Here is a 21446-nt window from a genome sequence, read left to right as displayed (position 1 = left end):
CCTGGGCGCGCATTCTCTCGCAATGCGCGCATTTGTCATCCCGTAAACGGCAGGGTTGGGGCGCGAGCGGGGACGCGCCCTTGCGGCGTGTCCCCGATCCTACAGCTCCGCGAACGCCGCCTTGCGGGGTCCCACATAGCCGAACAGCCAGGCGGCGACCTTGCGCATCTGGATCTCCTCGCTGCCCTCGGTGATCCGGTAGCGGCGGTGGTGGCGGTAGATGTGCTCGAACGGCTTGTGGCGCGAATAGCCAAGGCCCCCGTGCACCTGCATGGCCCGGTCGGCGGCCTCGCAGCACAGGCGGTTAGCCCAGTAGTTGCACATGGAGACCTTGTCGGAGAGGCGCTTTTCCACCTCGACCTTGGTCATCTGGTCCATCTCCCAGGCGGTCTTGCGGATCAGCAGGCGCAGCATCTCGGCCTGGGTGGACAGCTCGACGATGGGGAACTGGATGGCCTGGTTTTCGGCCAGGGCCTTGCCGAACGGCTTGCGCGCGCGCGCGTACTTGATGCTCTCTTCTATGCAGTAGACCGCAGCCCCCAGGCTGGAGGCCGCCTGGCGGATGCGGTTCTCGTGCACGAAGTGCTGGGCGAGAGACAGGCCCCCGCCCTCGGCGCCGAACATCGCCTCGTCCGGCACCCAGACGTTGGTGAAGCTGACCCGGGGGTGGTCGGTGGGCATGTTGAAGGTCCAGAGGTATTCCTCGATCTTCACCCCCGGGGCGTGGGCGGGCACGAGGAAGCAGGTGATGCCCCGCGCATCGCCGTCCTCGCCGCTGGTGCGGGCGAACAGGCAGCAGTGGGTGGCCGCGTGCATGCCGGTGGTCCACATCTTCTCGCCGTCGATCCGCCAGCCCGCCTGGCCGTGGCGTTCCTCGCGCACGGCCCGGGTCTCCATGAAGGTGGCGTCCGAGCCGTGATGGGGCTCGGTCAGGCCGAAGGTCGGGCGGAAGGCGTGGCGGTCCAGCATGTCGCCGATCAGGTGCTGCTGGTCGGGCCGGCCGAAGTCGCGGACCATCAGCACGAACGGATTGTTGCCGACGATCGAGTGCTCGTTCTGCAGGTCGTTGAACAGGCCCAGCCCTTTGGCGGCCAGGTGCTCGCGGATCACCGCCATCCAGAGGTTGGAGCCGTCCTGGCCGCCGTAGTCTTTCGGCAGGGCGAAGCGGTAGTGGCCGGCGGCGTCGGCGATCCCCCGGGCCTTGGCCAAGAGCTCCTCCCACTCGCGCCGGGGCAGGCCGCCGGCGTCCCAGTCGGTGCGGGCCCATTCGCGGCGGTGGTCGAAGAAGCGCTCGTTGTCGTGCTCGGCCTGGAGCGGGGCGATCTCTTTGACGATGAAGGCGTCGAGGGTCGCCAGATAGGCGGTCAGTTCCGACGGCAGGCTGAAGTCCATGGCCGCGTCTCCCTTGCAAGCTTCTGTGAGCCTTGCGGCCAGCATGCGCCCGGGGCCGAGCGGTCGCCAACCGTGCCGCGAGGGAACGGGGTTTTCTTAATCGGATGATCACCCGTATGCGCTAGGCAGGATCCATGATCGTGATGGCCGTCTGCGCAATCCTGGGAGCCGTGCTCGGGCTCTACGCCAAGCCGCGATGGCTGGGCGTGGTCATCGCCGTGTCCCTGGTGGGCGGCGTCGAGGCCGGGGTGCGCTTCTTCATCGGCCTGATCGAAAAGCAGCCCAATCGCGAACTGCTGATCGAGCGCCTGCAGGCGATCTTCGGCGAGACCTGGCTGGACGCGGCCGGACCGATCGGGGTGGCCCTGATCGGCGGCGTGCTGGCTGCGATCATGGGCAAGGTCATGGACGGCGACAAGCCGGCGGCCCTGGTCAATGCCGACGGCATCCGCCGCAAGGTCGGCAAGGACGGCCGCTACGCGCGCCTGGACGGCATGGTCCAGGAACGCCAGATCCACGCCAAGGCCGAAAGCCGGATCGACTCGATCCTGGGGCTTTAGGGCCGCGCGGGCGCGATCGCCTCGGCGATATCGCCCCGCCGTAACGCCGGTCTCCAACTTGTCCGGGGCGATCGGCGCTCCCATCTCCAGACCGAGCGTGTGGGGCATTGGCGAGATGCCCGTTTCATTAAAAAATGCTCATGCGAAATAAAATCCGCTTGCGCTATTTCTGAACGCTGATATCTAAGCAGTGCTTAGTTCTGATCCGAAGCATCGGTGGGGATACCGGTGCCGACATCCCCGGGTCAGGGCGCCCAGTACAGCTTTTCGCCGATCTTCGATCTTCAAACTCCCTGTACTCGCTGGAGGGCTCTCTTATGAAGCTCCAATCCCTGGCGGCTGTCGCCGCTCTCTCCACCTGCCTGCTCGGCGGCGCCGCCCTGGCCGATGGCCGCATCGCCGTCGCCCTGGAAAACCCGCTGGCCGCCAAGACCAAGGTCGTCGCCGGCGGCGCGGTCTTCGTCTGCGAAGGCGCCGAATGCGTTTCGGCCGCCGCCCCGTCGCGGGCCCTGACCGCCGTCTCGTGCAAGGCCCTCGCCAAGGAAGTCGGCCGCGTGGCCGCTTTCGGCGGCGAGACCAAGTCGCTGGACGCCGACGACCTGACCCGCTGCAACGCCTCGGCGAAGGCGGCGGTCCAGACGGCCGCGAAGTAGCGGCTCTTTAGTACCCGGACGCTTAGGGGTCTCGCGCCCCGTCCGGCTGTTTCCTCGAGCATTCGCCTGATGGGGCGGCGGGCCGGTCCCGCCGCCCTTTTTCTTTTTCAGGCCACGGATTAAGCATCGACCATGACCAACTCCGTCGCCGCCCTCTTGGAAGACGCCCTGCGCCAGATCGCCGGGGCCGACGCCGTCCCCACGTCGATGACCGTCGACTACGGCGCGGGGGGCGGGTCCGGTCTTGAAGCCAAGGCCTGGATCGAGCGCTCGACCCGCAGCCTGGTCTTCGCCCAGGCCGAGGTTCGGGCCGCGGACGGAAGCCCGGTGGCCATCGCCTCCGCGGTCTTCCGCAGAGCGGCGGCCGTTCAGCCCTAAATTCGCCAAAAGCCGCGCTTCCTTACGCATTGGCCTTGGTTGCGACTGCGAAGGCTGCGTGTTATCAGGCGCGCGGCTTCGGACAGGGCAGCGCGTCAGCGCCGCCTGTCCATGCGCTTTTCTAAAGCGCGCTCAAGCCTTTAAGCCGGGATGGGGGTTAAACTTCTCGTTCGCGGCGATTGCAACGCACCGGGCGGAACAAGTGGCGGACGAAACCAAGGCGACGGATGCGGGTCAGCGCTATGCGCAGTCCCTGTTCGAACTGACGATCGAGAGCAACCAGCTGACCAAGGTCGAAGCCGACCTGAAATCGCTGCGGAGCATGGTGGCCGAAAGCGCCGACCTGCGCCGCCTGATCGAGAGCCCTGCGTTCTCCGCGGAAGACAAGGCCAAGGGCCTGACCGCCGTGGCCGCCAAGGCCAAGTTCCAGCTGCTGACCGCCAAGTTCCTCGGCCTCGTCGCCAGCAACGGCCGCGCCGGCGACCTGCTGGGCGCCATCGGCGCCTTCGTCGAGCTGTCGGCCGCCCATCGCGGCGTCGTCACCGCCGAGGTCGTCACCGCCAAGGCCCTGACCGCCGCCCAGCTGAAGGGCGTGTCGGCCGCTGTCGCCACCGCCGTCGGCAAGACCCCCGAACTCTCGACCCGCGTCGACCCGTCCATCCTGGGCGGCATCAAGGTGCGCGTCGGATCCCGCCTGTTCGATGCTTCGCTCCGTTCGAAGCTCGATTCCCTGAAATTCGCCCTGAAGCGCGCCTAAGCGTATAAGCCGCCTCAAAGATAAAAACGCAGAGAGCCCAAGACAGCCATGGACATCCGCGCCGCCGAGATTTCGGCCATCCTCAAGTCGCAGATCGCCAATTTCGGCGAAGAAGCCGCCGTGTCCGACGTCGGCCAGGTGCTGTCCGTCGGTGACGGCATCGCCCGCATCTACGGTCTGGACAACGTCCAGGCCGGCGAGATGGTCGAATTCCCCAAGGCCGGCGTGAAGGGCATGGCCCTGAACCTCGAGCGCGACAACGTCGGCGCCGTGATCTTCGGCCAGGACCAGGCCATCAAGGAAGGCGACGAAGTGCGTCGTCTGGGCGAGATCGTCGACGTGCCGGTCGGCCGTGGCCTGCTGGGCCGCGTCGTCAACCCGCTGGGCGAGCCGATCGACGGCAAGGGCCCGATCCAATACACCGAGCGTCGCCGCGTCGACGTGAAGGCCCCGGGCATCATCCCGCGCAAGTCGGTGCACGAGCCCGTGCAGACCGGCCTGAAGTCGATCGACACCCTGATCCCCGTCGGCCGCGGCCAGCGCGAACTGATCATCGGTGACCGTCAGACCGGCAAGACCGCCGTCGCCATCGACACCATCCTGAACCAGAAGGCCGCCAACGCCGGCAAGGACGAGAGCGCCAAGCTCTACTGCGTCTACGTCGCCATCGGCCAGAAGCGCTCGACCGTCGCCCAGATCGTCAAGACGCTCGAAGAGCACGGCGCCCTAGAATACACCATCGTCGTCGTGGCCTCGGCCTCGGAGCCGGCCCCGCTGCAGTACCTGGCCCCGTTCTCGGGCTGCGCCATGGGCGAGTGGTTCCGCGACAACGGCCTGCACGGCCTGATCATCTATGACGACCTGTCCAAGCAGGCCGTCGCCTATCGTCAGATGTCGCTGCTGCTGCGCCGCCCGCCGGGCCGCGAAGCCTATCCGGGCGACGTCTTCTATCTGCACTCGCGCCTGCTGGAACGCGCCGCGAAGCTGAACGAAGACAACGGTTCGGGCTCGCTGACGGCTCTGCCGATCATCGAAACCCAGGCCAACGACGTGTCGGCCTACATCCCGACCAACGTGATCTCGATCACCGACGGCCAGATCTTCCTGGAAACCGACCTGTTCTACCAGGGCATCCGCCCGGCCGTGAACGTCGGCATCTCGGTGTCGCGCGTCGGCTCGTCGGCCCAGATCAAGGCCATGAAGCAAGTCGCCGGTCCGATTAAGGGCGAGCTGGCCCAGTATCGCGAAATGGCCGCCTTCGCCAAGTTCGGCTCGGACCTGGACGCCTCGACCCAGAAGATGCTGGCCCGCGGCGAACGCCTGACCGAGCTGCTGAAGCAGCCGCAATACGCGCCGCAGTCGGTCGAAGAGCAGGTCTGCGTGATCTACGCCGGCACGCGCGGCTATCTGGACAAGATCCCGACCTCGTCGGTTCGCCGCTTCGAGACCGAGTTCCTGGCCCGTCTGCACAGCCAGCACAAGGATCTGCTGGACGGCATCCGCACCAAGAAGGCCCTCGACAAGGACCTGGAAGGCACTCTGAAGAGCGTGCTCGACAGCTTCTCGTCGACCTTCGCCTAAGCCCCCTCGGAACGCTCGGAGAGAGTAGCGCCGAATGGCCAGCTTGAAGGAAATGCGCAATCGGATCTCGAGCGTCAAAGCGACGCAAAAGATCACGAAAGCGATGCAGATGGTGGCGGCGGCCAAGCTCCGCCGCAGCCAGGACGCGGCCGAAGCCGCGCGCCCCTACGCGCGCCGGCTGTCGAACGTGATCGCCAACCTCGCCGCCGGCGTGTCCGGCGACGGGGCTCCGGCCCTGCTGGCCGGCACGGGCCGCGATGATCGTCACCTGATCATCGTCGCCGCCGCCGACCGGGGTCTGGCCGGGGGCTTCACCTCGTCGATCGTCCGCGCCGCGCGCGAGCGGATCGACAGCCTGATCGCCCAGGGCAAGGACGTGAAGATCGTCTGCGTCGGCAAGAAGTCCACGGCCCAGCTGCGTCGCCTCTACAGCGACCGCATCGTCGAGAACTTCGACCTGTCGGCCTACCGCCAGTTCACCCTGTCGGTCGCCCAGCCGATCGCCGACGTCGTCACCAAGCTCTACGAAGCCGGCGACGTCGACGTGGTCACCCTGTTCTACAGCCGCTTCCGTTCGGTGGTGCAGCAGGTCCCGACCGCGCTGCAGCTGATCCCGGCCGTGGTCGAGGGCGCCGAAGCCTCGTCGGGTCCGGCCGCGGTCTACGAGTACGAACCCTCGGAAGAGGAAATCCTCGAGACCCTGCTGCCGCGCAACCTGACGGTCCAGATCCTGTCGGCCCTGCTCGACAACATGGCCGGCTTCTACGCCAGCCAGATGACGGCGATGGACAACGCCACGCGCAACGCCGGCGACATGATCAAGCGCTACACCCTCGAGTACAACCGTTCCCGTCAGGCCCAGATCACCAAGGAGCTGATCGAGATCATCTCCGGCGCCGAAGCCGTCTGATCCTGACACCGCAACCATAAAACGCCCGCAGAAGACGCACGAAAGACCCTGAACGCCATGGCCAAGACTCCCGCTAAGGCTCCCGCCGCCGCCAAGCCGGCCGCCGCGAAGCCCGCCGCTCCGAAGGCTGCCGCCGCTCCCAAGGCCGCTGCTGCTCCCAAGGCTCCCGCCGCCAAGAAGCCGGCCGCTCCGAAGGCTCCGGCCGCCGCCAAGGCTTCGGCTCCGAAGGCCGCCGCCACCATCGGCGCCGCCACCGGCAAGCTGGTCCAGGTCATCGGCGCCGTCGTCGACGTCGAGTTCGAAGGCCCGCTGCCGGCGATCCTGAACGCCCTGGAAACCGTCAACCAGGCTTCGGGCCAGCGCCTGGTGTTCGAAGTCGCCCAGCACCTGGGCCAGAACACCGTCCGCGCCATCGCCATGGACGCCACCGAAGGCCTCGTCCGCGGCCAGGCCGTGCGCGACACCGGCGAAGCCATCCGCGTTCCGGTCGGTCCGGGCACCCTGGGCCGCATCATGAACGTCATCGGCGAGCCGATCGACGAGCAGGGCCCGATCCAGTCGGACCTGTCGCGCCCGATCCACCGCGACGCCCCGACCTTCGCCGAGCAGACCAACACCGCTGAAGTGCTGGTCACGGGCATCAAGGTCATCGACCTGATGTGCCCCTACACCAAGGGCGGCAAGATCGGCCTGTTCGGCGGCGCCGGCGTCGGCAAGACCGTGACCATGCAGGAACTGATCAACAACATCGCCAAGGCTTACGGCGGTTACTCGGTTCTGGCCGGCGTGGGCGAACGCACCCGCGAAGGCAACGACCTCTATCACGAGATGATCGAGTCGAACGTCAACGTCGACCCGAAGGCCAACAACGGCTCGACCGAAGGCAGCCGCTGCGCCCTGGTCTACGGCCAGATGAACGAACCCCCGGGCGCCCGCGCCCGCGTCGCCCTGACCGGCCTGTCGATCGCGGAATACTTCCGTGACGAAGAGGGCAAGGACGTGCTGCTGTTCGTCGACAACATCTTCCGCTTCACCCAAGCCGGCGCCGAAGTGTCGGCTCTGCTGGGCCGTATCCCCTCGGCCGTGGGCTATCAGCCCACCCTGGCCACCGAGATGGGCAACCTGCAGGAGCGCATCACCTCGACCAACAAGGGCTCGATCACCTCGGTCCAGGCCATCTACGTGCCCGCCGACGACCTGACCGACCCGGCGCCCGCCGCCTCGTTCGCCCACTTGGACGCCACCACCGTTCTGTCGCGCGACATCGCCGCCCAGGCCATCTTCCCCGCCGTCGATCCGCTGGACTCGACCTCGCGGATCATGGACCCGCTGGTCATCGGCGAAGAGCACTACAACGTGGCCCGCTCGGTCCAGGAAGTGCTGCAGCAGTACAAGGCCCTGAAGGACATCATCGCCATCCTGGGCATGGACGAGCTGTCGGAAGAGGACAAGCTGACGGTCGCCCGCGCCCGTAAGATCCAGCGCTTCCTGAGCCAGCCGTTCCACGTGGCCGAGCAGTTCACCAACACGCCGGGCGCCTTCGTCCAGCTGAAGGACACCATCCGCTCGTTCAAGGGCATCGTGGACGGCGAGTACGACCACCTGCCGGAAGGCGCCTTCTACATGGTCGGCCCGATCGAGGAAGCCGTCGCCAAGGCTGAAAAGCTGGCGGCTGAAGCCTGATGACCGACTTCGAGGATCAGGTCGGTTTCTGCTGCGAGGAGCTGGAAGAGGCGGTGTCCCCGGACCCCGAGGCTTCCCTCATCGAGCATGACAGCGGTCTGATCCTCCTCAACCTGGGTCACCGGGAAGAGAATGGCGAGTCCGGCACGGTCCTGACCACCATCCGCTTCTGCCCGTTCTGCGGGACCGAGATCCAGACCGACGAAGACATCGAAGCGGCCCTGGGCGCCGTGGAGACACACGACTGATGGCCAAGCTTCACTTCTCCCTCGTCGCGCCCGAGCGCGAACTGTTCTCCGCGGAGGTCGACCAGGTCGACGCGCCGGGCACGGAAGGCGACTTCGGCGTCCTGCCGAACCACGCGCCGTTCATGACCACCCTGCGCGAAGGCAAGGTCACGGTCCGCGACGGTTCGACCGTGCGGGTGTTCGACATCCAGGGCGGCTTCGCCGACGTCGGCCCCGACGGCTTCACCATCCTGGCCGAACACGCGGTCGAGGCGGCTTAAAACCGCTTCCATCGTCATCGAGCTCGACGGCCCGGACGCGCAAGCGCCCGGGCCGTTTCGCGTCTGGGCCAGCCTCGCTTTTCGCCCCCGAGGCGTCACGCCGCACCCCGTCGCGCGAAAAATTACACCTGTGACCCAATCTCGGCCGCAATCGGCCACCATAAGGGTTGCGAGGGAACGCCTGTCGGTTTTAATGCCGACCTCTTGCCTAACGGGGATAACTCCATCATGCGCCTTGCGCTCGCCAGCCTGATCGCCTTCGGTGCGGTTTCGACCGCCGCCGTCGCCCAGGAGACGACCACTCCTCCGGCCGCGCCCGCCGCCGCCGCTCCGGCTCCGGCCGCCGATCCGGCCGCCCAGACCCCCGCGCCCGCCGACCAGGCCGCGCCGACCGTGGCCGCGCCCCCCGCTGGGACCGAGCCGGCCTATGTGGCGCCGGTCCGTCCGCCGCCCTCGACCGACCCCTTCTCGCTGCAGCTGCTGAGCATCATGGACAAGGTCTGCAAGCCGGCCGTGGCCGGCGGCGACATCGTGGCCCTGACCAAGGCCGCGGGCATGAAGAAGAAGAAGGAACAGTGGGTCGCCGACGCGGGCAAGCCGTACCAGATCGCCGTCGACAACCCCGGCTCGAACAAGAACGTCTGCACCGTCACCATCCAGTACGCCCAGACCACCGAGCAGGCCCAGGCCCTGGCCACCGCCCTGCACGACTGGGCGACCTGGGAGAACAAGCCGCAGCTGCGCCTGATCCGCAACGACCAGACCATCGGCAGCGACTACAAGCGCTTCACCGTCTCGTGGGACGACGCCTGGGCCGACGGCCACGCGGGCCTGGTCTACATGCGCCTGAAGAAGCTGGACGACACCTCGGTGGGCAAGAACTACGAGCAGGCCCAGGTGCTCTACAGCACCACCAGCCGCTAAGCCCCTTCGCCGGAGGCTTGCCCTCCGGTTTCGGGACGCTATCTAGGGAAGGCGCGGGGACGACCCCGCGCCTTTTGCCTTTTCCGGGGACGACCCCACGATTGTGTTGTGGGAGGTCGTCATGGCCTGGATCGCTCTTTTCGTCGCCGGTCTGTTCGAGATCGGCTGGGCCGTGGGCCTGAAATACACGCACGGCTTCACCCGCCCCATACCCACCCTGCTGACCGGGATCTGCTTCGTCACGTCGCTGGGCCTGCTGGGCTGGGCGGTGAAGTCGCTGCCGCTGGGCACGGCCTATGCGGTCTGGACCGGCGTCGGCGCGGTCGGGGCGGCGGTCGTGGGCATGATCGTGTTCAAGGAGCCGGCCACGGCGGGGCGACTGGTCTGCCTGGCCCTGATCGTGGCGGGTATCCTGGGGCTGAAGCTGTTCAGCCCGGCGCCCTAACCCATCCGCTAATCCCGGCGAATGCCGGGACCCAGATGGAATGGCTCTGGGCTCACGCCAAAGGCTCGACGCTCATCCAGTCATCCGCACCGCTATGGGATCTGGGTCCCGGCATTCGCCGGGATGAGCGGAGTTTTGCTCAGGCCGCCGCGCGGCCTTCCTCGGCGATGAAGTCCAGGCAGGCCTCGGCCACGGCTTCCCAGCCCGGTTCGCCCGGCAGCCAGTGGCTCATCTGGGGGAAGACCTCGCAGGCCCCGCCCAGGCGGGCGGCGGTCTGGCGGACGGTGGCGGGCGGGTGGACCACGTCCTGGCCGCCGGCGATGGCCAGGGTCGGCACGCCGACAGGGCCGGCGCTGGTGGTCATGAACGGGTCCATGAACCAGTTGAGGGTCTCCCACAGCGCCCGGCCGCTCTCGGCTGTCATACGGGCGTAGAGGGCCTTGCGCTGGTCGCGGGGCAGGCGGTCCAGGCTATAGCGGCGCACCACGGCGTAGTCGGGCTCGATGGCCTGCAGCCAGTAGGGGCCCAGGGCGTAGAGGCTGACGGCCGAGACCGCCTCCTCGATGGTCGAGCCCGAGACGCCCCAGGGCGGGGAGGGGGCCAGCAGGATCAGCCGCGAGACCGGGGCGCGGGCGGCGGCCATCTGGGCCACCAGCCCGCCCATCGAATGGCCGATCAGCACCGGCGGCGTCTCGCAAGCCTTGCACAGGGCCGCGATCTGCTTGGCGTAGTCGACCATCGAGCGGCCGGCGACCAGGGCGCCGTCGCCATGACCCACCAGGTCCGGAGTCTGGACGACGTGCCCGGCGGCTTCGAACGGTCGACGGAACGTATCGAACGTCCAGCCGCCGCAGAAGGCGCCGTGCACCATGATCACCGGACTGCTCACGCGCGTCTCATCCACTGGTTCGGCCAGGACGCCGAACCTTCAGACTACACGCTCTTCTTGGCCGATGGCGAAGATTTGGCGGTCGACTTTGCCGCAGGGGCCGCCTTGGTCGCTTTCGGAGCGGGCTTGGCGGCCGCCGCCTTGGCTGGGGCCTTGTCGGCTTCAGCCTTGGGCTTGGGCGCCGGCTTGGGCGCGGCGGCTTTCGGCGCGGCGGTCTTGGCGGGCGCCTTGGTCGCGGCGGGCTTGGCCTCGGCCTTCGGCTTGGCGGCCGGAGCGGCCGGAGCGGCCTTGGGCGCCGGAGCGGCCGCCTTGGGCTTGGCGGCGGGCTTGGCTTCCGCCTTGGCGACCTTCGGGGCCGGCGCCGCCTTCGGAGCGGGCGCGGCCTTCGCCTTGGCGGGAGGGGGGGCCTTGGCGGCCGGAGCGGCCTTCGCGGGCGCGGGCTTCGGGGTGGCGGCCTTCGCCGGAGCCGTCTTGGCGGGCGCGGCCGCCTTGGCGACCTTCGGAGCGGGGGCGGCCTTCGGCGCGGCAGCGGCCTTGGCCGTGGGCTTGGGACCCTTCGTTCCGGGGCCGAACTGGTCGACCGGCTTGTCGGCGGCCTTGGCCTTCGCCGGGGCCTTCGCGGGCGCCTTGGCGGCGGTCTTGGGACCCTTCGGCTCGGGCGTGATCGCCGCGACCGGCGGCTTGGCGGCCGGCTTAGGCGCGGCGGCCTTGGCGGCCTTGGGAGCGGCCTTCGGAGCCGCAGCAGCCTTTGCCTTGGCGGGGGCCTTCGCCGGGGCCTTGGCCGGCGCCTTCGGAGCGGCCTCGGCGACCGGAGCCGGCGCGGGTTCGACCGGAGCCGGAGCCGGAGCGGGCGTCGGAGCCGGGGCGGGCTCGGCGGCCTTCACCGGTTCGGGCGCGGGCGCCGGGGCGGGCGTGGGCGCCGGCGTCGGGGCCGGAGCGGCTTTCGGCTTGCCCGTCAGCCAGGCGATCACGTCGTCGAGAATGCTCATCGTGTTTGGCTCGTCTATCAGGTAATGGGCGTTGTTGGGGTAGATCTTGAGGTCGGCGGCCGGGTACTTCCGGCCGACGAGGCGCACGTCCTCGAGAGGCGTGGTGCGATCCAGAGCGCCGGCCAGGACCAGCACGGGAACGGTCACTTTCGTGGCGTCCACGTGGGCGGTCTTGTTCGGATCCTTGTGCGGCCAGGCCAGGTCGGCCAGCACCTGTCCGCTGTCGTAGACCATGGTGGCGTACAGCGCGTCGTGGCGCGCGGCGGGCACGGCGGTCATGACGCCGAACTTGAAACCCTGCTTCCACATCTTGCCCGCCCGGGTCTCGGGCTTGGACTTCAGGGCCATGTTGAGGAAGGTGAAGACGGGCGAGAGCTTGGGCTTGCCGCGGGCGTCGGCCGGCGAGGCGGGGGCGAACAGCACCAGGCGGTCGGCGTGGCCGGCCTCGGCGATCTTCTGAGCGATCAGCCCGCCCATGGAATGGCCGAAGACGATCGGCTTCCTGCCGCCGTCCTCCTTGGCCAGGGTCTGGGCCAGGGCGCTCATCTCGGCGACGTAGTCGGCCAGGGTCAGGCCGGCCAGGCCCGCCCGGGGGCCGTCGACCGTGCGGACGGCCGAGCGGATGGTCGGCGCAACGACGCGGTAGCCCTCGGCCCGCAGCCGCGCGGCCATGGGATCCCACACGTCGCCGGCGCAACCGTAGCCGTGGATCAGCAGGATCGTGTCCGCCATTCCGTGCTCCCCAGCGCCCGAGATCAGCTCCCGCGCGCGTACCCACCGAACGCGGAAACGACCTGTTCGTATACCGCGCGTTTGAAGGGTACGATCAGTTCGGGCGTTTCGTCGAGAGCGCCCCATTTCCAGGCGTCGAACTCGACGTGGGCGTCGGCCTCCAGATCGATCTCGCTTTCGTCGCCGGTGAAGCGGAAAGCGAACCAGACCTGCTTCTGGCCCTTGAATCCACGGGCCTTTTTCGAACCGGCGAAATCGGCGGGGAAGTCGTAGATCAGCCAGCCCTCGGTGCGGCCCAGATAGTCGACGGAGGTGACGCCGGTCTCTTCGGCCAGCTCGCGGCGCGCCGCGACCAGCAGATCCTCGCCGTCGTCGACTCCGCCTTGCGGAAATTGCCAGTTATAGGGGGGCGGCTGGTTGTGCCGTTTTCCCAGCCACACGCGGCCGTCCGGGTGGAACAGCACCACGCCGACATTGGGACGATGATCGGGATAGTCGACGGTCTTTTCGGCGCTCATCGCTTGGCCATGGCCGAGGCGGGGGCCAGTTGCAAGCCCCTCGCCGACAGGCCGGCCGCCCACAGGCGCACCTGGTTGATCGTCACCGGATAGGCGAAGCCCGAGCCCAGGGCCTGGCCGCGACCGGCGGCGCCGGCCTCCAGCATCTTCAGCTGGCCGTCGATCGAGCCGGCCGACAGTTCGTCGTCGATGATCCGGTCGGCCGAGGCGCGGGGGATCGGACCGCCCCGCAAGGACGCCTGGCCGTCGTCGATGAAGGCCAGACCCCGGTTCTTCAGGGCCAGGGTGAAGGTGGTCATGGCCGTGTCGCTGGTGACGAACTTGGAGCCCAGATAGTTGGTCAGGCCGAAATAGCCGGTGGCCCGCGACATCAGCCATTCCATCTTGTGGACCGTGTCTTCCGGCCGGTTGGCGGTGATCAGGGTGTAGGGACCCGGATCGTTGGCCGGATAGTCGACCGGCTCCATGGGGGCTTCCAGCAACACCTCGTGGCCGTGGTTGCGGGCTAGGTCGATCCAGCCCTGCAGGCCTTCGGCCGAGGGGGCGAACGACAGGGTGATCTCGGGCGGCAGGGTCTCGATGGCCGCGCGGGTGGTCTGGGGGTTCAGGCCCAAGCCGCCGATGATCACCGACACCTTGGGGCGGCCGTCGGCGGTGAACGGGCGGGCATAGGCCTCGGCGGGCGTGCGGCCGTCGGCGGCGATGGTGGGCAGCACCCCGCCGCCGGGACCGGGCATGTAGAGGCCGGCGATGGGCGCGGCGGGCAGGGGGCCGGTGGCCGAGGCGACCGGCGGCGCGGCGGCCAGGGCGGCGTTCTCGTCGGGCGCGGGTTCGGCGTGGCTGATGAACGGCAGCTTGGAAAGGTCCAGCACGCCGGGCAGCAGCGGGGCTTCCTTGTCGCTCTCGGGATGCAGGGCCGCGCGCCAGCCTTCGGGCACGTTGTGGGTGGCGCCGATCTTCTCCAGCGGCACGCGGATCAGGGGCGAGCCCTTGTTGGGATCGCCGGTCAGCAGGATCAGCAGGCCCAGGCTCAACAGGAACAGCAGGGCCGCGGCGCTGGCGCCGATATAGGGATTGGCGGCGGCCGCCAGCACCTTGTCGCGCCACGTGCGCTCGCCCCGGCCGAGCGCGGGCGCGGCGGCGCTATAGGCGGGCTTGCGGGAGAAGGTCACGGCCATGCCCCGGGATTAGCGGGCAAGCGCCGAATATATGGTTAATGAAGGGTGCGACGGATTGGTCGGGAGATCCAGAATTCCCTCCCCTTTATGGGGAGGGTGGCCCCGAAGGGGTCGGGTGGGGCTTGATGAGTCAGCAGACCCCACCCGTCCGCTTCGCGTCCACCCTCCCCATAAAGGGGAGGGAAGACTGGATTTCGTCCTACTTCTTCTCCACCGGTCCCTTGCCGCTGGCCGCGGCGGCCTTGGCGGTGACTTCGGCGATCTTGGCGGCGGGCTTGGGCAGCTTCGGCACGGCGGCGACCGAACCGGCCTGAAGCACGGCGATGGCGCGCTGCAGCTGGAAGTCGCCCTTCTTGTCGTCGAAGCCCGCCGGCGGGGCCTCGGCCGGGGTGTGGGCGCCCTGGCGGTTCTTGCCTTCGTCGGCGTTCAGGGCGTTCTTGAAGCTGGCCTCGCTGAACCACACGCGGTTGGCGATGTCCTGGGCCTGTTCGCGGGTCTGGGCCACTTCCAGGTCCGGCGCGATGCCGGTCTTCTGGATCGAGCGGCCCGACGGGGTGTAGTAGCGCGCCGTGGTCAGCTTGACCGCGCCGTCGGCGCCGCCGCTGAGCGGGATCAGGCTCTGGACCGACCCCTTGCCGAAGCTGGTGATGCCCACCAGCTCGGCCCGGTGGCGGTCCTGCAGGGCGCCGGCGACGATTTCAGCCGCCGAGGCCGAGCCCTGGTTGATCAGGACGACCAGCTTCATGCCGCCCAGGATGTCGCCGGGGGTGGCGTTCAGGCGCTGGATGTCGCGCGGGCCGCGGCCGCGCTGGCTGACCACCTCGCCGCCGTCCAGGAACAGGTCGGCCACGCTGCGGGCCTGGTCCAGCAGGCCGCCGGGATTGTTGCGCAGGTCCAGGATCATGCCCTTCATCTGCGGGTTCTTGGCCTTCAGGTCGTTGATCGACGTTTCGAGGGCCGAGGTCGACTTCTCGCTGAAGCCGGGCAGGCGCACATAGCCGTAGTCGCCTTCCATGCGGGCGATGGCGGCCTTGGGGGTGATCACCTCGCGCACCAGCTTGACGTCGAACGGGTCGGTCTTCTCGCGGGCGATGGTCAGGGTCACGGCCTGGCCGGCCTCGCCGCGCATCTGCTTGACCGCCTCGTTGACCGTCAGGCCCAGCACCGACTGGCCGTTGACGGCGGTGATGTAGTCGCCGGCCTGGATGCCGGCCCGCGAGGCGGGCGTGCCGTCCATCGGCGAGATCACCTTGACCACGCCGTCCTCGCTGGTGACCTCGATGCCCAGCCCGCCGTACTCGCCGTGGGTGGTGTCGTTCATGTCCTCGTAGGCGTCGGCGTCCAGATAGCCCGAATGCGGGTCCAGGCTGGTCAGCATGCCGTCCAGCGCCGCCTCGATCAGCTTCTTGTTGTCGACCTCGGTGACGTACTGGTTGTCGACGATCTGGATCACGTCGCCGAACAGCTCCAGCATCTTGTAGTTCTGGCCGGCCGCCGTGCTGTTGGCCTGGGCGATGGGGCTGACATAGGCCATGGTCCCCGCGCCGAGGACGAAGGCCGAAACACCGATGAGCAGGTACTTGCGCATGTGGCCTGAAAGGCTCCCTGGCGACGCGAGGCGTCGCATCTAAACGTGTCGCTTCGCCCGATACTTAGGCGGAGCCTTTGTTCATTTCACGGCCATCATCGCTGAAAAAGCCGTTTACCGCGATCCCTGTTTCAACCAGCGCTCCGGATCGACCGGCGCACCGTCCTCGCGGACCTCGAAATAGAGTTCTGGCTCCGAAGAACCCTGGTTCGCCATCCGGCCAACCGTCGCGCCGGGTGCGACAGATTGTCCGGCGCCGACGGAAACCTGGTCCAGGCCCGCCAGCACCAGATGGTAGGCGCCGCCAGGGTAGGCGCCTTGGGCGCGCAGGATCAAGACCACGCCCCAGCCGTTCAGCGGCCCGGCATATTCGACCACGGCGGCGGCGGGACTGGCCACGGCGTGACCCTTTTCCGTGCTGATCGTCAGGCCGGCGGCGCGACCGCCGGCCGGCATGGCCGCGCCGAAGCGGCGCAGCAGGGGGCCGGGGGCGGGAGAGGTCAGGACCAGCGGGCCGGTGGCGGCCTTGGGCGCCAGGCCGTCGGTCAGGGTTCCCAGGGTGGCCTGGTCGTCGCCGGTCAGGGCCTCCTGGGCGTAGGCGCGCTCGAGCTGGGTCTTCTCGACGATCATCCGCTCCAGGTCGCCCCGGCGGTCGGCCACCAGGCTTTCGGCGGTGAACAGTTCCTCGGACGCGGCGGCGGCCTCGCGACGGGTGGCGGCCACGGCGCGGGCCTGGCGGGCGTAGCCGTCGGCCCGGGCCTGCAGCTCTGGCGTCATGGCGCGGATCAGGATGGCGGCTCGCACCGCGTCGCGGGCGTCGCCGGGACTGACCAGCAGGGCGGGCGGCGGGTTGCGGCGGAAGAGCTGCAGGGCGGAAAGCAGCCGGGCCAGCTGGCCCCGGTCACGGCCCAGCTCGGCCACCAGGGCCGATTCCCGCTGGTGCAGGGCCTCCAGCCGGGCGCGCTTCTCGGCCACGCCGTCGCCCGCGTCGATCCGCTGGCGGCCCAGGGCGTCCAGCTCGCCGCGCAGGTCGACGATCTCGCGGCGGGTGTCGGCGGCGGCCTGCTGATCCTTGGCGCGCTGGCTGACCTGAGCCGCGACGAAGCCGCCGGCGCCCAGCAGGGCAACCAGGAGGCTGGCGGTGATCAGGACGACGCGGCGCGACATGGGAGGATGAATGCCCTTATCCCGATGTGGCCACAAGCGGCGGGACGCCCCCTCCGTCACGCTGCTGCGCAGCGCGCCACCTCCCCCGCGATGCGGGTGAGGAGGGAGCCGCGCTGAACTTCTCCTCACCCGTGAAACGGGGGAGGTGGCGGGCGAAGCCCGACGGAGGGGGCGTCCGGCCGCCTAATCGCGATGATAGGGCGAGCCCGCCAGGATGGTGACGGCGCGATAGACCTGCTCGGCCAGCATCGCCCGGGCCAGGGCGTGGGGCCAGGTCTGGGGTCCGAAGGCCAGGGTCTCGTCGGCGGCCGACAGGATGGAGGGATCCAGGCCGTCGGCCCCGCCGATCAGGAACACGATCTTGCGATGGCCGTCGTCGCGCAGCCGGCCGACGTGCTCGGCGAAGGCGCGGCTTTTCCTCACCTTGCCGTGCTCGTCGCAGGCGATGACATAGGCGCCCTCCAGGTGCGGACGCAGCACCTCGGCCTCGGCCGCCTTGCCGGGCTTGCGGGCCTCGACCTCGACGATCTCGACCGGGCCGAGCGCCAGGGCGCGGCCCGAGGCGGTGGCGCGGGACGCATAGTCCACGGCCAGCTGCGCCTCGACCATGCGGCCGAGCTTTCCGACGGTGAGGAGGGTGATCTTCATGGCGTCATCCCCCGCCGTGCGCGGGGGACACAGGCCTTAGTTCGAGGCCATCCGGTGCGGCGCGTCGACGGCCCAGATCTTCTCGATGTTGTAGAACGAGCGCACTTCGGGGCGGAACAGGTGGACCACCACGTCGCCGGCGTCGATCAGCACCCAGTCGCAGTGCGGCAGGCCTTCGACCCGCGCCTTGCCGAAGCCGTTTTCCTTGAGGGCCCGGATGATGTGATCGGCCAGAGCGCCGACGTGACGGTGCGAACGGCCGGACGCCACGATCAGGCTGTCGGCGACCGAGCTCTTGTCCGTCAGGTCGATGTGGACGATGTCCTGGGCCTTGTCGTCGTCGAGACGGTTCAGGATCAGGGTTTCGAGGGCCTTGATACTCAGGTCCAGCTCGGATTCGTTGGTCGAGGTTTCGGGGGAAACCGTTCCCTCGTGCGCCGTGGGCGCCGGGTCGCTACGCAGCGGAAATGCTCCTTGATGGGGTTCGCGCAATAGCTCCCATAGCACGGAAGACTCGAAAAGATGAGGGGGTTCGTGGTCGCGGGCGATTCTAAGCCTCGCCCCACCTCGACACGACCGGCCAAGCTGGCACTGTGAGGGGGGGAGCGCGCTCTTCCGATTTCCCGCCGCCGTCCGCCGCGACGCCGAGGTGGAGGCCTGGCTGGCCCGGTCCGACGACCCGTTGCGCCTGATGATCCGGCCCTGGTTCGAGCGTCTGCGGGACAGCGGCGGCGACGTGCGCGAACTGCTGCACGACGGTCGCCCGACGGCCTGCGTCCAGGACGCGGCCTTCGCCTATGTCGACGCCCTTTCCGCCCACGCCGCCGTCGGCTTCTTCGAGGGCGCGTCCCTGCCGGACCCGGCGGGCCTGCTGGAAGGAACCGGCAAACGCATGCGGCACGTCAAGCTGAGGTGGGGCCAGGCGGTGGACGAGCCGACGCTGGCCGCGCTGATCGCGGCGGCCTACGCCGATATGCGGCGGCGGGTGGATCAACCGTCGGACTAATTCAATAACGCCCGTCATTCCCGCCCTTGTGGCGGGAACCCCTGCTTCAGCTCGCAAGTGAAATGCCTTGGCGCGCCAGCGCGCCACCCTCACGCACCTGCGGCGGGCAGAGGGGTTCCCGCCACAAGGGCGGGAATGACGGGCGAATAAAAATGAAAGCGCGAGGGGGCGCCTCTACCCCTTCGCCTGCCGCTTCCGCAGCGCCGTCGACGAGGCGTAGTTCAGCGGTCCCGTCAGATAGACCCACGCCGGGGCCATGGCGTCGGCCAGGATGGCGGCGGCGCTGGCCGGCCGGCGGGCCCAGGCGAAGCGGCGGGCGGCGGGCGAGGTGCGGGCCTTCAGCGCGATCCAGGGCCGCGAGATCACCGCCACGGGGACCTCGCGCATGATCTGGGTCCAGCCGCGCCAGCGGTGGAAGGTGGCCAGGCTGTCGGCGCCCATGATCCAGACGAACTTCACGCGCGGATAGCGGGCCCGCAGCACGCGCAGGGTGTCGATGGTGTACTGCGATCCCAGCCGCGTCTCGGCGTCCGACACGATCATGTCCGACCCCCGCGCCCACCGCCGCGCGCCGGCCATGCGCTCGGCCAGGGGCTTGGTCTCGTGCGAGGATTTCAGCGGGTTCTGCGGCGAGACCAGCCAGATCACCTTGTCCAGCTCCAGGCGATGCAGGGCGGTCTCGGCCACGTGGGCGTGGCCCTCGTGCGCCGGGTTGAAGCTGCCGCCGAACAGCCCCACGCGCATGCCGGGCTCCAGGTGGAGCCCCAGCCGCTGCGCAGCAGGCCGACCGGCCTCAGGGACGAGTCTGGCCGGTCCCGCGAACCACATACTTGAACGTCGTCAGTTGCTCGGCCCCGACCGGGCCGCGGGCATGGAGTTTGTCGGTGGCGATGCCGATCTCGGCCCCGAAGCCGAACTCGCCGCCGTCGGCGAACTGGGTCGAGGCGTTGACCAGCACGATGGCGCTGTCGACCAGGGCGATGAACCGGTCGGCCGCCGCGGCGTCCTCGGTGAGGATCGCGTCGGTGTGGCCCGAGCCGTAGGCGGCGATGTGGGCGGCCGCGCCCTCCACCCCGTCCACCACGGCCACCGAGATCACCGGCGCCAGATATTCGGTCGACCAGTCGGCCTCGACGGCGGCCTTCATCGACGGCTCGATGGCGCGCGAGGGGCCGTCGCCACGCAGCTCGCAGCCGGCCTTGATCAGGGCGTCGGCGATCGGCGGCAACAGCTTGCCGGCCGCCGCGCGGTCCACCAGCAGGGTCTCGGCCGAGCCGCAGACCGAGACGCGGCGCATCTTGGCGTTCAGCACCACCTCGACGGCCTTCTTGGGATCGGCGGCGGCGTGGACGAAGACGTGATTGAGACCTTCCAGGTGGCCCAGCACGGCCACCCGGGCCTCCTGCTGCACGCGAGCCACCAGGCTCTTGCCGCCCCGGGGGATGATCAGGTCGATGGTGCGATTCAGACCCGACAGGATGGCGCCCACGGCGTCGCGGTCGGGCGTGCGGACGATCTGCACCGCGTCGGTCGAGATCCCGGCCGCCTTCAGCCCCTTGGCGATGGCGGCGTGGATGGCGAGGTTGGAATGGATGCACTCCGAACCGCCGCGCAGGATCACCGCATTGCCCGAGCGCACGCACAGGGCGGCGGCGTCGGCGGTGACGTTGGGCCGGCTCTCGAAGATCATGGCGATCACCCCGATGGGCGTGCGCACCCGGGCGATGTCCAGGCCGTTGGGACGGGTCCAGCGGGCGGTCTCCACGCCCAGGGGATCGGGAATGGCGGCCACGGCCTCGACCCCGGCGGCCACGCCCTCCAGGCGGGCGGGGTTCAGCATCAGCCGCTCGACCATCGGCGCGGTCAGGCCGCCGGCGCCGGCCTTGTCCAGGTCGCGGGCGTTGGCGGCGAGGATCGCCTCGGCGTCGGCGCGGATGGCGGCGGCCATGGCGTGGAGGGCGGCGGTGCGCTGGGCGGGCGTGGCCACGCGCAGGGCGTTGGCCCCTTGCCGAGCCGCCTGACCCATCGCCGTCATCGTCGCCTGCAAGCTCATGCCCGCGTCGTCCATCGCCTTCGTCCGGTCTCGGATGCTTCCCCGTTATGCTCAGGGTGAGCCTTACCTAGGCGCTTTGGGGCGGCGGGGGAATGGGGAAAGGGTGGGGGCGGGTTTAGCGGGGCTGGGGTGAGATGGGCTCAGATGATGGGCGAGCCAGTTTAATAGCGGTCGGCAAGCGACGCTCTTTGCATACCCCCACCTGCTGAGTGAGGCGGTGCGTTTCAAAGATAAGAGTTTTCATTTGCTCGAATGTGTACGTTCGTCTTTCGTGTAGAATGAAATTTCCAGCCCTGTCAGGTTGTTTCATGAAATTTCCATTCCATTTTGAAACTTCAAGCAAATGTTCTCGCTCGGAGAATGGGCTCAAACTGGCGTGCACCAAGGCGTTTCTGTCGTCAATCAAAGATTTAATATCTAGAATTAATTTATCAATCACATCTCTTTCTTTTGGAAAGACATCAAACAATTTTCTAAACATTTCGAGTTCGGCTGAAAAATTATTTGGTATTAACCTGTCGTCATCGGGGTGCATTGCTTGAATTAAGGCGTCATGAACTTTCCGCTCAAGTCCCGCAAATTCAATCATGAAATGACCGATCATCATTGCGGCAACATGTTGAAATTCGGTGTGGCAAGGATATGGAATATTGCGAACGTACGGGCCATCTGTGTATTCTATAGATTCAATTATATGTCCTTCGTCAAAATAACCCCAACCGCTGTGTCCTTTAGGAAAGTGTATATTCATCGAGTGCTCATGTGGAATTGTATGTTGATACTTAGTTTTTGAGGCTCCACCCGCCCCGGCGGATGGAGCCTCCCCTTAAACCCTTGGTGGATCGGAGCTCTGGCGTCTGGCCGTGTCAAGGATGGCCCCGCAGGGG

At 68.3% G+C, this 21446-nt stretch carries 24 protein-coding genes; 12 read left to right on the top strand and 12 right to left on the bottom strand.

Annotation, left to right across the window (positions count from 1 at the left end; genetic code table 11):
- Positions 1-99: 99 nt before the first annotated feature.
- A complete protein-coding gene (locus tag AC07OA_RS20330; protein WP_494665642.1) occupies positions 100-1392 on the bottom strand; it encodes an acyl-CoA dehydrogenase family protein in 1293 nt (430 codons plus the stop codon).
- 134 nt (positions 1393-1526) lie between these two features.
- On the opposite strand from AC07OA_RS20330, the gene AC07OA_RS20325 reads away from it, so the two are divergent.
- The 11 genes from AC07OA_RS20325 (at position 1527) to sugE (ending at position 9791) form a co-directional block, all read left to right on the top strand.
- Positions 1527-1952 carry a hypothetical protein gene (locus tag AC07OA_RS20325; RefSeq protein ID WP_494665641.1) on the top strand — a complete coding sequence of 142 codons (426 nt, stop codon included), beginning with the start codon at positions 1527-1529 and terminating at the stop codon, positions 1950-1952.
- A gap of 317 nt (positions 1953-2269) precedes the next feature.
- The gene (locus tag AC07OA_RS20320) at positions 2270-2605 is read left to right on the top strand and encodes a DUF8200 family protein (protein ID WP_494665640.1); all 336 of its coding nucleotides are present in this window, start codon (positions 2270-2272) and stop codon (positions 2603-2605) included.
- Between the two features lie 132 nt (positions 2606-2737).
- A complete protein-coding gene (locus tag AC07OA_RS20315; protein ID WP_494665639.1) occupies positions 2738-2983 on the top strand; it encodes a PaaI family thioesterase in 246 nt (81 codons plus the stop codon).
- A gap of 202 nt (positions 2984-3185) precedes the next feature.
- Complete coding sequence (locus AC07OA_RS20310; RefSeq protein WP_494665638.1) at positions 3186-3740, top strand: F0F1 ATP synthase subunit delta; 555 nt, start codon at positions 3186-3188, stop codon at positions 3738-3740.
- Positions 3741-3788: 48 nt separating this feature from the next.
- The gene (gene atpA / locus AC07OA_RS20305) at positions 3789-5321 is read left to right on the top strand and encodes a F0F1 ATP synthase subunit alpha (RefSeq protein WP_494665637.1); all 1533 of its coding nucleotides are present in this window, start codon (positions 3789-3791) and stop codon (positions 5319-5321) included.
- 34 nt (positions 5322-5355) lie between these two features.
- A complete protein-coding gene (locus tag AC07OA_RS20300) occupies positions 5356-6231 on the top strand; it encodes a F0F1 ATP synthase subunit gamma (RefSeq protein WP_494665636.1) in 876 nt (291 codons plus the stop codon).
- 57 nt (positions 6232-6288) lie between these two features.
- On the top strand, positions 6289-7914 hold the full coding sequence (gene atpD, locus AC07OA_RS20295) for a F0F1 ATP synthase subunit beta (RefSeq protein WP_494665635.1): 1626 nt from the start codon (positions 6289-6291) through the stop codon (positions 7912-7914).
- Entirely contained in the window at positions 7914-8162 is a 249-nt protein-coding gene (locus AC07OA_RS20290) for a hypothetical protein (protein WP_494665634.1), read from the top strand. The genes atpD and AC07OA_RS20290 overlap by 1 nt, the downstream gene beginning before the upstream one ends.
- Positions 8162-8422, top strand: coding sequence for an ATP synthase F1 subunit epsilon (locus AC07OA_RS20285; protein ID WP_165184121.1), 261 nt, complete (start codon positions 8162-8164; stop codon positions 8420-8422). Before AC07OA_RS20290 ends, AC07OA_RS20285 begins: the two co-directional genes overlap by 1 nt.
- A 228-nt stretch (positions 8423-8650) precedes the next feature.
- Positions 8651-9346, top strand: coding sequence for a hypothetical protein (locus tag AC07OA_RS20280; RefSeq protein WP_494665633.1), 696 nt, complete (start codon positions 8651-8653; stop codon positions 9344-9346).
- A 121-nt stretch (positions 9347-9467) separates the two neighbouring features.
- The gene (sugE, locus tag AC07OA_RS20275) at positions 9468-9791 is read left to right on the top strand and encodes a quaternary ammonium compound efflux SMR transporter SugE (protein WP_494665632.1); all 324 of its coding nucleotides are present in this window, start codon (positions 9468-9470) and stop codon (positions 9789-9791) included.
- A 139-nt stretch (positions 9792-9930) separates the two neighbouring features.
- Here sugE and AC07OA_RS20270 read toward each other — a convergent pair whose 3' ends face one another.
- The 8 genes from AC07OA_RS20270 to rsfS form a co-directional block, all read right to left on the bottom strand.
- Entirely contained in the window at positions 9931-10680 is a 750-nt protein-coding gene (locus tag AC07OA_RS20270; RefSeq protein ID WP_494665631.1) for an alpha/beta fold hydrolase, read from the bottom strand.
- A gap of 44 nt (positions 10681-10724) precedes the next feature.
- Positions 10725-12401 (bottom strand): alpha/beta hydrolase, encoded by a 1677-nt coding sequence (locus tag AC07OA_RS20265; RefSeq protein ID WP_494665630.1) that lies wholly within the window; start codon positions 12399-12401, stop codon positions 10725-10727.
- Between the two features lie 23 nt (positions 12402-12424).
- Positions 12425-12919: an RNA pyrophosphohydrolase gene (locus AC07OA_RS20260; protein ID WP_494665629.1), complete on the bottom strand. Its 495-nt coding sequence runs from the start codon at positions 12917-12919 to the stop codon at positions 12425-12427.
- Positions 12916-14097, bottom strand: coding sequence for a divergent polysaccharide deacetylase family protein (locus tag AC07OA_RS20255; RefSeq protein WP_494665628.1), 1182 nt, complete (start codon positions 14095-14097; stop codon positions 12916-12918). Before AC07OA_RS20255 ends, AC07OA_RS20260 begins: the two co-directional genes overlap by 4 nt.
- Before the next feature lie 199 nt (positions 14098-14296).
- A complete protein-coding gene (locus AC07OA_RS20250; protein ID WP_494665627.1) occupies positions 14297-15685 on the bottom strand; it encodes a S41 family peptidase in 1389 nt (462 codons plus the stop codon).
- A 114-nt stretch (positions 15686-15799) separates the two neighbouring features.
- Positions 15800-16852 (bottom strand): murein hydrolase activator EnvC family protein, encoded by a 1053-nt coding sequence (locus AC07OA_RS20245; RefSeq protein WP_494665626.1) that lies wholly within the window; start codon positions 16850-16852, stop codon positions 15800-15802.
- Between the two features lie 183 nt (positions 16853-17035).
- Positions 17036-17500: a 23S rRNA (pseudouridine(1915)-N(3))-methyltransferase RlmH gene (rlmH, locus tag AC07OA_RS20240; RefSeq protein ID WP_494665625.1), complete on the bottom strand. Its 465-nt coding sequence runs from the start codon at positions 17498-17500 to the stop codon at positions 17036-17038.
- Positions 17501-17536: 36 nt separating this feature from the next.
- On the bottom strand, positions 17537-17962 hold the full coding sequence (rsfS, locus tag AC07OA_RS20235; protein ID WP_494665833.1) for a ribosome silencing factor: 426 nt from the start codon (positions 17960-17962) through the stop codon (positions 17537-17539).
- Between the two features lie 187 nt (positions 17963-18149).
- On the opposite strand from rsfS, the gene AC07OA_RS20230 reads away from it, so the two are divergent.
- Positions 18150-18506, top strand: coding sequence for a DUF1801 domain-containing protein (locus AC07OA_RS20230; RefSeq protein WP_494665624.1), 357 nt, complete (start codon positions 18150-18152; stop codon positions 18504-18506).
- 174 nt (positions 18507-18680) lie between these two features.
- Here AC07OA_RS20230 and AC07OA_RS20225 read toward each other — a convergent pair whose 3' ends face one another.
- From AC07OA_RS20225 to AC07OA_RS20215, 3 genes are all read right to left on the bottom strand, one after another.
- Positions 18681-19334 (bottom strand): nicotinate-nucleotide adenylyltransferase, encoded by a 654-nt coding sequence (locus AC07OA_RS20225; RefSeq protein ID WP_494665623.1) that lies wholly within the window; start codon positions 19332-19334, stop codon positions 18681-18683.
- Entirely contained in the window at positions 19300-20574 is a 1275-nt protein-coding gene (locus AC07OA_RS20220) for a glutamate-5-semialdehyde dehydrogenase (RefSeq protein ID WP_494665622.1), read from the bottom strand. Before AC07OA_RS20220 ends, AC07OA_RS20225 begins: the two co-directional genes overlap by 35 nt.
- 100 nt (positions 20575-20674) lie before the next feature.
- The gene (locus tag AC07OA_RS20215) at positions 20675-21310 is read right to left on the bottom strand and encodes a hypothetical protein (RefSeq protein WP_494665621.1); all 636 of its coding nucleotides are present in this window, start codon (positions 21308-21310) and stop codon (positions 20675-20677) included.
- Positions 21311-21446 lie beyond the last annotated feature (136 nt).

The organism is Caulobacter sp. GW821-FHT09B08, from assembly GCF_059418225.1.
Note: the sequence above shows the minus strand (reverse complement) of the source record. Positions and strands in the feature narration are given on the sequence as shown.

What these genes read in the sequence shown, in the direction of transcription:
- AC07OA_RS20330 (WP_494665642.1), bottom strand. Translation starts at nt 1,392, where the DNA reads ATGGACTTCAGCCTGCCGTCGGAACTGACCGCCTATCTGGCGACCCTC.
- AC07OA_RS20325 (WP_494665641.1), top strand. Translation starts at nt 1,527, where the DNA reads ATGATCGTGATGGCCGTCTGCGCAATCCTGGGAGCCGTGCTCGGGCTC.
- AC07OA_RS20320 (WP_494665640.1), top strand. Translation starts at nt 2,270, where the DNA reads ATGAAGCTCCAATCCCTGGCGGCTGTCGCCGCTCTCTCCACCTGCCTG.
- AC07OA_RS20315 (WP_494665639.1), top strand. Translation starts at nt 2,738, where the DNA reads ATGACCAACTCCGTCGCCGCCCTCTTGGAAGACGCCCTGCGCCAGATC.
- atpA (WP_494665637.1), top strand. Translation starts at nt 3,789, where the DNA reads ATGGACATCCGCGCCGCCGAGATTTCGGCCATCCTCAAGTCGCAGATC.
- AC07OA_RS20300 (WP_494665636.1), top strand. Translation starts at nt 5,356, where the DNA reads ATGGCCAGCTTGAAGGAAATGCGCAATCGGATCTCGAGCGTCAAAGCG.
- atpD (WP_494665635.1), top strand. Translation starts at nt 6,289, where the DNA reads ATGGCCAAGACTCCCGCTAAGGCTCCCGCCGCCGCCAAGCCGGCCGCC.
- AC07OA_RS20290 (WP_494665634.1), top strand. Translation starts at nt 7,914, where the DNA reads ATGACCGACTTCGAGGATCAGGTCGGTTTCTGCTGCGAGGAGCTGGAA.
- AC07OA_RS20285 (WP_165184121.1), top strand. Translation starts at nt 8,162, where the DNA reads ATGGCCAAGCTTCACTTCTCCCTCGTCGCGCCCGAGCGCGAACTGTTC.
- AC07OA_RS20280 (WP_494665633.1), top strand. Translation starts at nt 8,651, where the DNA reads ATGCGCCTTGCGCTCGCCAGCCTGATCGCCTTCGGTGCGGTTTCGACC.
- sugE (WP_494665632.1), top strand. Translation starts at nt 9,468, where the DNA reads ATGGCCTGGATCGCTCTTTTCGTCGCCGGTCTGTTCGAGATCGGCTGG.
- AC07OA_RS20265 (WP_494665630.1), bottom strand. Translation starts at nt 12,401, where the DNA reads ATGGCGGACACGATCCTGCTGATCCACGGCTACGGTTGCGCCGGCGAC.
- AC07OA_RS20260 (WP_494665629.1), bottom strand. Translation starts at nt 12,919, where the DNA reads ATGAGCGCCGAAAAGACCGTCGACTATCCCGATCATCGTCCCAATGTC.
- AC07OA_RS20255 (WP_494665628.1), bottom strand. Translation starts at nt 14,097, where the DNA reads ATGGCCGTGACCTTCTCCCGCAAGCCCGCCTATAGCGCCGCCGCGCCC.
- AC07OA_RS20250 (WP_494665627.1), bottom strand. Translation starts at nt 15,685, where the DNA reads ATGCGCAAGTACCTGCTCATCGGTGTTTCGGCCTTCGTCCTCGGCGCG.
- AC07OA_RS20245 (WP_494665626.1), bottom strand. Translation starts at nt 16,852, where the DNA reads ATGTCGCGCCGCGTCGTCCTGATCACCGCCAGCCTCCTGGTTGCCCTG.
- rlmH (WP_494665625.1), bottom strand. Translation starts at nt 17,500, where the DNA reads ATGAAGATCACCCTCCTCACCGTCGGAAAGCTCGGCCGCATGGTCGAG.
- AC07OA_RS20225 (WP_494665623.1), bottom strand. Translation starts at nt 19,334, where the DNA reads ATGTGGTTCGCGGGACCGGCCAGACTCGTCCCTGAGGCCGGTCGGCCT.
- AC07OA_RS20220 (WP_494665622.1), bottom strand. Translation starts at nt 20,574, where the DNA reads ATGGACGACGCGGGCATGAGCTTGCAGGCGACGATGACGGCGATGGGT.
- AC07OA_RS20215 (WP_494665621.1), bottom strand. Translation starts at nt 21,310, where the DNA reads ATGAATATACACTTTCCTAAAGGACACAGCGGTTGGGGTTATTTTGAC.